Source organism: Paenibacillus woosongensis (genome assembly GCF_030122845.1).
Classification (GTDB): Bacteria; Bacillota; Bacilli; order Paenibacillales; family Paenibacillaceae; genus Fontibacillus; species Fontibacillus woosongensis_A.
Genome location: NZ_CP126084.1, coordinates 2,528,647 through 2,541,984 on the forward strand (window position 1 = coordinate 2,528,647; position 13,338 = coordinate 2,541,984).

Annotated in this window: 8 protein-coding genes; 5 read left to right on the plus strand and 3 right to left on the minus strand. The window is 50.6% G+C overall.

Annotation, left to right across the window (positions count from 1 at the left end):
• Nucleotides 1-23 precede the first annotated feature (23 nt).
• A complete protein-coding gene (locus QNH46_RS11560; RefSeq protein ID WP_283928202.1) occupies nucleotides 24-779 on the minus strand; it encodes a DeoR/GlpR family DNA-binding transcription regulator in 756 nt (251 codons plus the stop codon).
• A 330-nt stretch (nucleotides 780-1,109) separates the two neighbouring features.
• Between QNH46_RS11560 and rhaD the strand changes: the two genes are divergently transcribed.
• Entirely contained in the window at nucleotides 1,110-1,967 is an 858-nt protein-coding gene (rhaD, locus tag QNH46_RS11565) for a rhamnulose-1-phosphate aldolase (RefSeq protein WP_283928203.1), read from the plus strand.
• Nucleotides 1,968-2,023: 56 nt separating this feature from the next.
• Here rhaD and QNH46_RS11570 read toward each other — a convergent pair whose 3' ends face one another.
• Entirely contained in the window at nucleotides 2,024-3,262 is a 1,239-nt protein-coding gene (locus QNH46_RS11570; RefSeq protein ID WP_283928204.1) for a helix-turn-helix domain-containing protein, read from the minus strand.
• A gap of 187 nt (nucleotides 3,263-3,449) precedes the next feature.
• On the opposite strand from QNH46_RS11570, the gene QNH46_RS11575 reads away from it, so the two are divergent.
• Nucleotides 3,450-5,744: a glycoside hydrolase family 3 C-terminal domain-containing protein gene (locus QNH46_RS11575; RefSeq protein ID WP_283928205.1), complete on the plus strand. Its 2,295-nt coding sequence runs from the start codon at nucleotides 3,450-3,452 to the stop codon at nucleotides 5,742-5,744.
• A gap of 80 nt (nucleotides 5,745-5,824) precedes the next feature.
• On the opposite strand, the gene mscL is transcribed toward QNH46_RS11575, so the two are convergent.
• Complete coding sequence (gene mscL / locus QNH46_RS11580) at nucleotides 5,825-6,205, minus strand: large-conductance mechanosensitive channel protein MscL (RefSeq protein WP_283928206.1); 381 nt, start codon at nucleotides 6,203-6,205, stop codon at nucleotides 5,825-5,827.
• Nucleotides 6,206-6,402: 197 nt separating this feature from the next.
• Between mscL and QNH46_RS11585 the strand changes: the two genes are divergently transcribed.
• The 3 genes from QNH46_RS11585 (at nucleotide 6,403) to QNH46_RS11595 (ending at nucleotide 13,290) form a co-directional block, all read left to right on the plus strand.
• Nucleotides 6,403-7,287 (plus strand): EamA family transporter, encoded by an 885-nt coding sequence (locus QNH46_RS11585; RefSeq protein WP_283928207.1) that lies wholly within the window; start codon nucleotides 6,403-6,405, stop codon nucleotides 7,285-7,287.
• Between the two features lie 253 nt (nucleotides 7,288-7,540).
• Nucleotides 7,541-10,273 (plus strand): glycoside hydrolase family 9 protein, encoded by a 2,733-nt coding sequence (locus QNH46_RS11590; protein ID WP_283928208.1) that lies wholly within the window; start codon nucleotides 7,541-7,543, stop codon nucleotides 10,271-10,273.
• Nucleotides 10,274-10,299: 26 nt separating this feature from the next.
• Nucleotides 10,300-13,290 carry a glycoside hydrolase family 48 protein gene (locus QNH46_RS11595; protein WP_283928414.1) on the plus strand — a complete coding sequence of 997 codons (2,991 nt, stop codon included), beginning with the start codon at nucleotides 10,300-10,302 and terminating at the stop codon, nucleotides 13,288-13,290.
• Nucleotides 13,291-13,338 lie beyond the last annotated feature (48 nt).

The following is a 13,338-nucleotide window of genomic DNA, read 5'->3' on the forward strand; positions in this document are numbered from 1 at the left end:
ACCGGCTGGAGAGCCTTTTTGCGTCAGAAAACGACTTCGATTTCCTTCTCCTTCAACATGTCCATCCACGCCGGCTCGGGTTCCCGGTCGGTGATGAGCGCATCGATTTCATCGAATTCCATGAGCTTGACAAACGCGGTCTTATTGAATTTCGAATGGTCCGCAAGCAGCAGCACTTTGCCGGCTTGGCGCAGCATGGCCTTCTTCAGCTCGCATTCCGGCTCGTTGGAATCCATGATTCCCTTGCCGAGGAATAGCGCTTTGCAGCTCATGACCACTTTATCCACGTTGTATTTCTTTACGATCTCCTCTGCGTTTGTGCCGACGAGGGACATCGATCTAGGACGCAATGTTCCCCCGGTGGAAATGATTTGAATCCCGCTGTTTAGAAATTCGTGCAAAATATGAATCGAGCTTGTGATGACAGTTAAATTTTTGCGCTGATGCAGAAGCTTCATCAGTTCAAACGAGGTAGAGCTGGGATCCATCATCAGGGTATCCCCGTCATGGATCAGCTCCAATGCTTTAGCTGCGATTTGCTGTTTGATTTCCGAATTTGTGGCATTTCGGGTCGTAAAGGGCAGGTCTTCATTGGTATGGCTGTTTAATATTGCACCGCCATAGGTTCGAGTGACGATGCCTTCCTTCTCCAGCTTCTCCAGATCACGGCGGATCGTTTCCTCTGTGACGTTGAATTTGTCGCTGAGCTCCGAGACGAGGACGCGTTTGTCCGCATGCACCATGCTGATCATTATTTGGCGCCGTTCAGCTGCTAGCATAGAAACTCCTTTCTCCGTACCTTTATTAGCTCCTCATTATATGTTGAAAATACAGAAAAGTATAGGTTTGTTACAAATATGTTAACAAAAATAAACAAAAACAGATAAAACAACATTTAATTATGTTTGATCGTGTTGACTTAACAGATAACCACAGGTACGATGTAAGTAGAACAAAGAAATTTAGGATTTACTGGTGACGATGAAGTGAGGGGTCAAGCTGGAGCCGGAATTCAAACCTTATCCGCTCGGTGCGGTATATACGAACAGGAAATCCCTGCTTCAACGCTAAAGCACAACATTTAAGCCAAGAGAAAGGGAGAAACCGTGATGACAACTATTAAACAGCATCCTTTATCCTGTACGCGCAAGCTGGAGATTCCTTTTGTGAAGGAAATGGCGCAAATTACGCAGCATATGTGGAGGTTTGGCTGGGATGAGCGGAACGGCGGGAATATTAGCTGCATTCTGGACGAAGCCGAAGTGTCGCAGTATCTGGATATTAACCATGTGATCCGAACGATCAAGCCTGCTTTTCCCGTGCATGAACTGGCTGGCCGCTATTTTATCGTGACCGGTTCGGGCAAGTATTTCAAGAACGTCGTTGCCGACCCGGAAGCGAATCTCGGCATATTGCGCGTCTCAAAGAACGGAGAGCATTTGGAGCTGCTGTGGGGATTGAAGGACGGCGCGGTACCGACGAGTGAACTGCCGTCCCATTTCATGAGTCATATCGAACGCTTGAAGGTTGACCCGAACCACCGCGTCGTCATTCACAACCATGCGACGAACGTCATTGCTATGACTTTTATTCATGATTTGGACGATAATAAATTGACGAAGACGCTCTGGGAAATGTGCACGGAATGTATCGTCGTTTTCCCGGATGGCATTGCCGTAATCCCGTGGATGGTGCCGGGTTCCAGCGAGATCGGCAGAGCCACGGCGGAGAAAATGAAGGGCCACCGCGCCGTGGTATGGCCGCACCATGGCATATTCGGCACGGGCAGCTCCATTGACGAGGCTTTCGGGCTCATTGAAACGATTGAGAAGGCGGCGCAAATCTACATGCTCATTGTCAACCAGCCGATCAGGCAGCGGATCACCGATGGGGAGCTGGCCGAGCTGGCCCAGGCATTTGGCGTAACGCCGCGTGAAGGCATTCTGAGCACCAAGTCACCGCTCTAGCGGACACTGTAATAACGCTTGCGATGTATGTTCGTGCGGCGTCATGAACGAAGCGTTCACAGGACGCTTCGTTTGTTTCTGTATTCGATGGGGGTCACTCCGGTGAATTTCTTAAACATTTTCGTGAAGTAGCTTTGGTCGTGATAATTCAGCAATGTCGATATTTCCGAAATGGTCTGATCCGTAAGCAGCAATAGGGATTGGGCCTCTTCTATTTTGATCCGCTGAATATATTCCCGCAGGGAATAGCCGACCTCGCGCTTGAACAGCGCGGATAAATAATTGGGATGAAGCCCCGCTTTCTGGGCCAAATCATTCAAGCTGATATGGTCGTACAAATGCTTGAAAATATAATCCAGGCAAATATTGATCGGCTTGGAGTACCGGTTCCGTTTCGTTTGATGCACGCGTTCCGCATAATCGGACAGCACTTCCTCAATGAAATGGTCGACCGCCTTAACATCGTTTAATTCTTCGACATTTTGAATATACAGATCACTGATGGTCAGGGCGGTCTCATATTGCAGCCCGCCTTCCACAGCGGCCCGGGTTGCCAGGGTGATGACGGTGATCGCGAGATTTTTCCGGCTTCTGAGCTCGCTTGTTTTGGAGAGCAGTCCGACTTCGCCGTATTGGGGGAGCTGCCTCCAGTTGCGGATAACCTCATCTTTATTGCCTTGCTTAATCGCTTGCATCGATTTTTGCTCAAACAAGGCATCATGGTGCATGGCCGTATTCTGGCGGCGTTCGGAGATCGTGAGGATTGGATCCTCGATCTCTTTGGACAAGCTCGTTACCGAACGGCTCTGCGTATAGACATCGGCAGGGTCAAGCACTTCTTGATACAGCATATAGTGTAGATGCATGGCGGCATACACGCAGTCCGTGATCGAAAGCACGGGGAGGGAGCGATAGTAGGCAGCCAGCTCGTCGTGCAGGTCGTGATCGGGGCCTGTCTTCTGCAAGAAAGCTTGAATTTCCGTATCGGTCAGTTTCATTTCAGCTGCCGGTCCAAGCAGAATGGTTCCATTAAATTCACCGTCCGTACGAACAGGAACGGAGATAAAGGTCTCCGAATCATCCGTTCTAAAGAGTATGGGCATATGTCCGGCATGCGGTGCGCAAATCTGGGACAACCAGCTGTCTTTGGACGAGAAGTGCGGATTGATTACGAAATTAGCGGAAAATTCGATTTCGATCTTTTTATGCTCATTTAAATAAAAGACCGGTATTTTAAAAGAGTGCCACATGAGCTTGCAAATATATGGCAAGGAATGATCGGCTGGCAGGGTCATGATAAATCTCCTTTAGGTTCATAATTTGAACATAACATACTTCAGCGATTCGAACATCTTTCCAGGAAAAAACCTTAAAAAAATACCAAAAAGCCTAAATCAGCGCCATAAATAATCAGATTCTCTTCTTATAATGAATATATCATTATTGAAAGCGATTACTTTATGCTTGGAACAGGAGGAGCCTATGAAAAGAGACATGAAATCACTAATTGCCCAAATGACGTTGGAGGAGAAGGCAGGGTTATGTTCAGGGCTGGATTTTTGGCATTTGAAAGGGATCGAGCGTCTGGGCATTCCATCTATTATGGTGACGGACGGACCACACGGTCTGCGCAAGCAGGCGGCGGACGCCGATCATTTAGGGCTCAACGAAAGCGTGCCAGCCACCTGTTTCCCGTCGGCTGTGGGCTTGGCCAGTACATGGAACAGGGAGCTGATCAGGCAGGTTGGTGAAGCGCTAGGCCAGGAGTGCCAGGCCGAGAATGTGGCGGTGCTGCTTGGACCGGGAGCCAATATCAAGCGTTCGCCGCTGTGCGGCAGAAATTTCGAATATTTCTCCGAAGATCCTTACCTCTCCTCACAAATGGCCGCAAGCCATATTCGCGGCGTGCAGAGCCAGGGCGTAGGCACATCGTTAAAGCATTTCGCCGCCAACAACCAGGAGCATCGCCGGATGTCGACCGATGCCGTCGTCGACGAAAGAACACTGCGTGAAATCTATCTCGCCAGCTTCGAGCATGCGGTTCGGGATGCCCAGCCGTGGACGGTGATGTGCGCCTACAACAGAGTAAATGGTGAATACGCCTCTGAGCACGAAGAGCTGCTTACCGATGTTTTAAGGGACGAATGGGGCTTTGAAGGCTTTGTCGTTTCTGACTGGGGTGCGGTCAATGAGCGCGTAAAAGCGCTTGAAGCGGGATTGGAGCTGGAAATGCCTTCGAGCAGTGGCCTTGGGGAGCAAAAGATTATCGCGGCCGTCCAAAATGGAACGCTTGCAGAAGCGAAGCTGGATCAGGCTGTGGAAAGACTGCTGAACATTATTTTTAAGGCGGTCGACGAGAAGCGGGAGAACGCCGTTTATGATCGGGAGGCGCATCATCAGTTGGCCAAAGAAGTAGCCATGGAGAGCATGGTGCTGTTAAAAAATGAAGACCGGCTGCTGCCGCTTGCGAAGCAAGGGAAGATCGCTGTGATCGGTACACTGGCGACAAAGCCTAGATACCAGGGCGGAGGCAGCTCGCATATATTGCCGACGAAGCTGGATAACGTGTTCGAGGAGATCGTTCAGGCGGCGGGCGATGCAGAGGTGTTCTTTGCCGAGGGCTACCCTCTGGAGCATGATGAAATCGACGCGGAGTCGATGGCCAAGGCGATAGAAACAGCACAGAATACGGATGTTGCTGTCTTGTTTATCGGCTTGCCTGACCGATATGAATCGGAAGGCTATGACCGTGAGCATCTGAGCATCCCGCAGAACCAAATCGCTTTGATCGAAGCGGTGGCTTCCGTTCAGCCGAACCTTGTCGCGGTGCTCAGCAACGGGGCGCCGATCGAAATGCCTTGGCTGCCGAAAGTAAAAGCGGTGCTGGAAGGTTACTTAGGCGGGCAGGCTCTGGGCGGTGCGATTGCTTCGTTGCTGTTCGGCGATGCAAATCCTTCCGGCAAGCTTGCCGAGACGTTTCCGATGAAGCTCAGTGATAATCCGTCGTATTTGAATTTTCCGGGTGACGGGGACAAGGTGGAGTATAAGGAAGGAATTTTCGTCGGCTACCGCTATTACGATGCCAAGGAAATCGAGCCGCTGTTTCCATTTGGCCATGGATTGAGCTATACCGAATTCAGTTATCGGGATATGTCCATAAGCGCGAAGGAAATCGCAGATTCAGACACTGTGGAAATCAGCGTATTCGTCAAAAATACAGGAAAAACTGCCGGCAAAGAGATTGTCCAGCTCTATGTGAGAGATATTCAGAGCAGTGTAAGGAGACCGGAGAAGGAGCTGAAAGGTTTTGAGAAGATCAGTCTGAAGCCAGGGGAGGAGAAGAAGGTTACTTTTACTCTCGATAAGCGCTCCTTCGCTTATTACAATGTCGAGTTAAAGGATTGGCATGTGGAAACGGGCGAATTCGAAATATTAATAGGAAAATCCTCTCGTGAAATCGTGCTGCGCGACACGCTGCTCGTCCGTTCGGGCACAGCCGTCAAAATGAAGGTGAACCGGAATACGCTGGTCGGAGACTTGCTTGCTGATCCGCATCTTTCTTCGACAGCAAAGAAGCTGCTCGATAAAGTAAACGAGACCCACCCATTTGCACAGATGGGCGATGAAGGGAATATGGCCGAAATGCTGGCGGCGATGATGAAATATATGCCGCTGCGCGCGTTGGTTAACTTTGGCGGAGGTACGTTTACGGAAGAGATGATGGATGAAATGATCGAAACGCTGAATGCAGCAAGTTCCCCTTCTTCCCGGGCATAACAAGACAATCCCCGCAGCTTGCAGGACTGGTCCGCTGCGGGGATTGTTATGTAGAATAGCTGCAGTGTGCACTCGCTCTCCTAAAGCTGCTTGTTCTTCAGCAAATCGCGGATTTCAGTGAGCAGCAGTTCTTCTTTGCTGGGTTCTGCGGGTTTGTCCGGTTTGGGGTCATCCTTCCGCTTGAATTTGCTGAGCAATTTGGTGAATAGAAAAATCGAGAAAGCAATGATCAGGAAATCAATGACGGTTTGCATGAACGATCCGATTTTGATCGTTGCTTCATTAACCTGGATCACGATGTTCGAGAAATCGCGCCCGCCTAACAAGATACCCAAAAGCGGCATGATTAGATCCTCGACGACGGAGCTGACGATTTTTCCGAATGCCCCGCCGATGATGACGGCAATAGCCAAGTCTAGCACATTGCCTTTAAATGCAAATGATTTGAACTCTTTCCACATAAATGTCCCTCCTGACGGTGTTCAAACTTAATATAAGATTAAATGAGCCTAAGTTGCTTGGCAACAAGAAAAACCCCAAACAGTGGCTGCTATAAAAATAGTAACCATGGTGATGGCCAATATCTAGGAAGATGGTATAATGCTTAATTAGCGGCTTCTGATAAGAAGTTCAACCGGAAGAAGGAGTTTACAAAAATATGTGGCTGTTATTCGCTTCTCTCGCTGCGATCAGTTTTGGTCTGCGCGGTATTTTGTATCATTGGTCATCAAAACAAGGAATGGATCGTAATTTGATGTTATTCGGCGTATTTTTTACTGGAGCCCTTGCTAGTTTAATAGGCAGCTTCCTGTTTGGGCAGAACTGGACGCTGAGCGCGCTTACGGGCGTATTTATGGGGGCGTTTTCATTCGTAGCAAATGCCTGCATGTTCCAAGGCTTCGCTGTCGGGAAACCTTCGATCATTGCGATTCTGACCGGGCTTCCACCCGTCGTTGTCGTTACGCTTGCCTACTTGTTGTGGGGGGAGTCGCTGTCCCTGGGGCAGATGCTTGCGTTCTTTCTCATTGTTGCAGGGATTCTAACCGTCAGATATTCGAATGACCTGCGAATCGGGAATTTGCAGGGCGCACAATGGGGTCTGCTGGCCATGGTATTTTTCGGTTTAAATGATATGGCGGGCAAGATGTCGACACGTTTAGAAGCAGCGCTATTTCCAACATTGTTTTACATGTTCTCCGTCGGATCGGCCTGCTTTGCTGCTTGGTGGCTGATCGATACAAATCGCAAACGGAAATTAGCGGTTTCCGGTACATACGGATTCTCTGCGCAGCTGGGCAAGTGGAATGAAAAACAAACTTTCTTCAGTGGCATGGCGATCGGCTTCACGAACTTTTTCGGAATGATCCTCATCATAACCGCCTTTAAATATGGTATTACAGGGCTCGTGTCGGCCGTTGTCGCAATGAATGTGCTATTAATTCTTCTTTATACTCGCGTCTTCGTCAAAGAGAAATTTAGAAGGCTTGAAGTCATTGGCATGTCTATATGCATTGTTGGCATGATTGCCCTACGAGTTTTCTAACGGCAATTTGAAGCAAGAGTGGTATGTCTTTATGACATATCGCTCTTTTTTTCATTAACGCTAACACTAAATAACAATTTATATGTAAAATATAGTAATTAATAGATTGATATGTTATATTATGGCTAGGAATTGTTGTAATTAATTGGAAACTTTCTAACAACAATCCTAATTTATTGAAAGAAGGTGGTACTTGAGGCAGCCTGTCGGTGATTTTGTGGATATTATCGTATAGAAAGGAGGCAATGATATTATGGGAAAATGGGTGAAACGAAGCGGGATATTTTCATTCGCTTTAGTGTTAGCGCTTACAGGGAGTGCGGTGCTAACAAATGTGCCAAGCGCTCAAGCCGCGGCCTCGGATTATAACTACGCCGAAGCGTTGCAGAAATCGATTTATTTCTACGAGACACAGCGTTCTGGCAAATTGCCGGACAATAATCGCGTCGAATGGCGCGGCGATTCCGGGCTGAAGGACGGGGCTGACGTCGGTCATGATTTGACGGGCGGCTGGTACGATGCAGGCGATCATGTCAAATTCGGTTTTCCGATGGCTTACACCGCAACAATGCTTGCATGGTCCGTGTACGAGTACCGCGATGGATATGAGCAGTCCGGCCAGCTCGAATACATCCTGGATAATATCCGCTGGGCGACGGATTATTTTATGAAAGCTCATACGGCTCCCAATGAATTATGGGGACAAGTAGGGAACGGCACAGCGGACCATAACTGGTGGGGCCCGGCAGAAGTCATGCCTATGGCGCGGCCGGCCTATAAAATTGATGCAGCCCATCCGGGCTCGGATCTTGCCGGGGAGACAGCCGCAGCGCTGGCTGCCGCCTCGATCATTTTCAAGGATACGGACGCCGCCTATTCGGAAGAGCTGCTTAAGCATGCGAAGCAATTGTATCAATTCGCGGATCAATACCGCGGAGCATATTCGGACAGCATTACTGACGCTGCCCAGTACTACAAGTCCTGGAGCGGTTATGCCGATGAATTGAGCTGGGGAGGCGTGTGGCTCTATCTCGCTACGAACGACGAGACTTATCTTAATAAGGCCATAGCCGCAAGCAGCCAGTGGGGAACTCTGCAGTCCGGTGGCTGGGATTATAAGTGGACACAAAACTGGGATAACAAGCAATATGGCGCCCAGCTTCTCCTGGCCCGAATTACAGGAGATCCACGGTTCGTACAGTCTACGGAGCGGAGCATGGAGTTCTGGACGACAGGCGTATCGGGAACCGGTGAACGAGTCACGTACACGCCAGGAGGGCTCGCTCATTTGGATCAATGGGGGGCGCTTCGTTATGCTGCCAATCAGGCATTCCTTGCTTTTGTTTATTCGGATTGGGTGACGGATCCTGTCAAGAAATCGCGTGCGCGTTCTTTTGCCGAGAGCCAAATATTGTACATGCTGGGGGATAATCCTCGAAACAGCAGCTACGTGGTCGGTTTCGGCAACAATGCGCCAGAGCATCCGCATCATCGAACCTCGCACGGCTCCTGGGCCGACAACCAGCAAACTCCAGCGAATCACAGGCATATTCTGTACGGTGCGCTCGTTGGCGGGCCAACCAAGAACGATAGCTATACTGATTCGATCGGAGATTATGTGTCAAACGAGGTAGCCACGGATTATAATGCCGCTTTTACGGGGGCGCTTGCGAAGATGGTGCTCCTTCATGGACAGGGGCAGCAGCCTCTTCCGAACTTCCCGTCACCGGAAGTGCGCGAGGATGAAATGTTCGTTGAAGCTTCTGTAAACGTAAGCGGCAGTAATTTTGTGGAGATTAGAGCATTGCTCAATAACCGTTCGGGCTGGCCGGCACGCTCGAGCGACAAGCTGTCCTTCGATTACTATATCGATATCAGCGAAGCAATTGCGGCTGGTTACGGCCCCGAGGATATTACAGTTTCTGCCGGCGGGTATAACCAGGGAGCGACGGTATCACCGCTTAAGCCGTTTGATGCAGCTCAACATATTTATTATACGACCATTGATTTTACAGGAACCGCAATTTATCCCGGAGGACAGTCGGCGCACCGCAAGGAAGTACAATTCCGGATCTCCGCTCCGCTGAACACAAATTTCTGGGATAACAGCAATGATTTTTCTTACCAGGGCATTGCGTTGAATGCGGCTGCTCCTGTAAAGATGAACAATATTCCGGTCTATGATGCCGGTGTTCATGTGTTTGGACAACTTCCTTCCGGAGGAGGCAATCCGGGAACGCCGACGGTTCCTGCTGCGCCCAAAGGCGTCAAGGCAACGGCAGGCGACGGCCAGGTTGATCTGTCCTGGAATTCATCGGGCGGTGCCAGCCAATATGTGGTGAAGCGTGCGCAAGCCGACGGAGGACCTTATACCGTGGTTGGCGAAACGACGGGGACAGCCTATAGCGATCATGGAGTGATCAATGGGACGTCCTATTATTACGTGGTTGTTGCCAGGAACTCGGCCGGGGATAGTCCTAATTCGCTGCAAGTCAGCGCAAAGCCCCGGGAAGGGACAGCGCCGGTTGAAGGTGGATTGAAGCTGCAATATCGTACGAATGATACGAATCCGGGCGACAATCAGTTTCGTCCGCAGTTTCGCATCGTTAACACGGGAACGACGTCTGTTGCCCTCAGCGATATAAAGATTCGCTATTATTTCACGATTGACGGGGACAAGGCTCAAGAGTTCCATTGCGATTATGCGACTGTGGGCAGCGGAAATGTAACCGGGAAATTCGTTAAGCTTGGCAACGCGGTTCCCGGGGCGGATTATTATTTGGAAATCTCGTTCGGGCCAGGCGCAGGCAGCTTGGCGCCAGGAGCGGATAGCGGTGAGATTCAGACCAGGGTGAATAAGACTGACTGGTCGAACTATAACGAATCTAATGATTATTCGTACAACGGAACACAAAGCGGTTTTGCTGATTGGGACAAAGTGACATTGCATCTAGGCAGTAATCTTGTATGGGGGATTGAGCCCTAAAACCAAGAATAGAGAGGATGTATATGATGAAATGGTCAGCTTTGAAGAAGCCGGTATCGCTCTTAATGAGTGCGGCACTGTCGCTTACGATCGTATCGGGTGTGTTTACCGTCCATTCCAGCCAGGCATTCGCAGCATCGTCCACCGAGGAAACCCGGTTCCTGCAAATGTATCAGCAGCTTAAAAATCCGGCCAATGGCTACTTTTCGCCCGAAGGAATTCCTTATCACTCCGTTGAGACCCTAATGAGCGAGGCGCCGGACTATGGGCATATGACGACGTCGGAGGCGTATAGCTACTGGCTGTGGCTCGAGGTGCTCTACGGCCATTACACCGGGGATTGGAGCAAGCTTGAAGCCGCGTGGGACAATATGGAGAAGTATATTATCCCGGTGAATGAGGGAGACGGCAAGGAAGAACAGCCAACGATGAGCTACTACAACCCCAATAGCCCGGCAACTTATGCCGCAGAATATTCGCAGCCGGATCAATATCCGAGCCAGCTTAGCGGTCAATATGCGGCAGGAAGAGACCCGCTGGATGCAGAGCTAAAAGCGACGTACGGAAATAACCAGACGTACTTGATGCACTGGCTGCTGGATGTGGATAATTGGTACGGATTCGGCAATTTGCTCAATCCAAGCCACACGGCAACTTATGTGAATACGTTCCAGCGGGGTGAGCAGGAGTCGGTATGGGAGGCCATACCACATCCATCGCAAGACAATAAAACGTTTGGTAAAGCAGGGGAAGGCTTCATGACTCTGTTTACGAAGGAGAGCAACGCTCCGGCCGAGCAATGGCGGTATACGAATGCGACCGATGCGGATGCGCGGGCCATTCAAGCCATGTACTGGGCTAAGGAACTGGGTTATAACAACTCCGTATATTTGAACAAGGCCAAAAAGATGGGCGACTACTTGCGCTACGGAATGTACGATAAATACTTCCAGAAGATTGGAAGCGCTTCAAATGGAGCGCCGACAGCCGGTACCGGCAAGGATGCCAGCCATTATCTCATGGCTTGGTATACAGCCTGGGGCGGCGGCCTGGGACAAACAGGCAACTGGGCTTGGCGAATCGGAGCGAGCCACGCTCATCAAGGTTATCAGAACGTCGTAGCGGCTTACGCGCTTTCCAATCCAAGCGGCGGCCTGGTGCCGAATTCTCCAACGGCAGGACAAGATTGGACGACTTCGCTGAAACGCCAACTGGAGTTCTACACTTGGCTGCAATCCGCAGAAGGGGCGATTGCGGGCGGAGCGACCAACAGCTGGGACGGCTCCTACAAAGCTTATCCTGCCGGCAAGAGCACTTTCTACGGCTTAGCTTATGATGATGCGCCTGTGTATCATGACCCGCCATCCAATAACTGGTTCGGCATGCAGGCTTGGCCGGTAGAGCGGATCGCTGAGCTTTATTATATTCTGGCATCAAATGGAGATACCTCCTCGGAGAACTTCCAAATGGCCAAGCAGGTCGTACAGAAATGGATCGACTGGTCCATGGACTACGTCTTTGCTAACCAACGTCCGGTAACCGATTCTGAAGGCTATTATCTAGATAGCCAGGGCAACCGTGTGCTCGGCGGAAATAACCCAGCAATTGCCACGGTTTCAGCGCCTGGGGAATTCTGGGTTCCAAGCAACCTGGAATGGTCCGGGCAGCCGGCGACTTGGAACGGCTTCAGCAGCCATAACGGCAACCCTAACTTGCGTGTAGTAACAAAGAACCCGGGGCAGGATGCGGGAGTGCTCGGCAGCTATATCAAAGCGCTGACCTTCTTTGCGGCCGGAACGAAAGCGGAAACCGGCAGCTACACTGTGCTGGGCAGCCAGGCTGAACAGTTGGCCAAGGCGCTGCTGGATGCTGCGTGGGGATACAATGACGGCATCGGTATCACGACAGTTGAGCCGCGCGAAGACTACTACCGATACTTCACGAAGGAAATTTATTTCCCTAATGGCTGGACGGGCTTGTTCGGACAAGGCAATACGCTCCCGGGATCGTCTACGGTGCCATCTGATCCAGCCAAGGGAGGCAATGGCGTATATGCCAGTTATACGGATGTAAGACCAGCCATTAAAAACGATCCTCAATGGCAATATTTAGAGAACAAATACAGCACTTCCTGGGACCCGCAAACGAAGAAATGGACGAACGGGGCCCCTGAGTTCACTTATCACCGCTTCTGGTCTCAAGTTGATATGGCCACGGCGTACGCCGAATACGATCGCCTGATCAACAGCAATCAAGGCGGACCGGTGGAGCCAGTAGCGCCAAAAGCTCCATCCAAGCCGAACGCGGTGGCTGGCGACGCTGTGGTCAATCTGTCCTGGAACAGCGTTAGCGGCGCTACCAGCTATACGGTGAAGCGGGCCACGACGAGCGGCGGTCCATACACGACGTTAGGCACTACAGCGCAAGCTGCCTATACCGATTCAAACGTTGTCAATGGCGCGACGTATTACTATGTAGTCAGCGCATCCAACAGCGTTGGGGAGAGCCCGAACTCGCCGGAGGCAAGCGCCAAGCCTGCATCCACTCCAATTCCGGTACAGGGCAATCTGAAGCTTGAATACCGTACGAATGACACGAATCCAGGAGACAACCAATTCCGGCCGCAGTTCCGCATCGTGAATACGGGTGACACTGCCGTATCGCTAAGCAATGTGAAGATTCGCTATTATTACACCATCGACGGTGATAAACCGCAGCAATTCCATTGCGACTACGCCGCTATCGGCAGCAGCAACGTAAGCGGAAACTTCGTCAAGCTGCCATCAGTCAAGCCGGGGGCGGATTATTACTTGGAAATTTCGTTCGGCGCTGGTGCGGGCAGCTTGGCACCGGGGGCGAATTCCGGCGAAATCCAGGTGCGGGTCAACAAGACGGACTGGTCCAACTATAATGAATCAGATGACTATTCATATGATGCGACTAAGACCAATTTTGCCAGCTGGGAGAAGGCAACTTTGCATTTGAACGGAGATCTGGTATGGGGACTTGAGCCTTAATCGCATAGAGCATAACGGAGCGCCCAACTTGCTGACCATGGCAAGTTG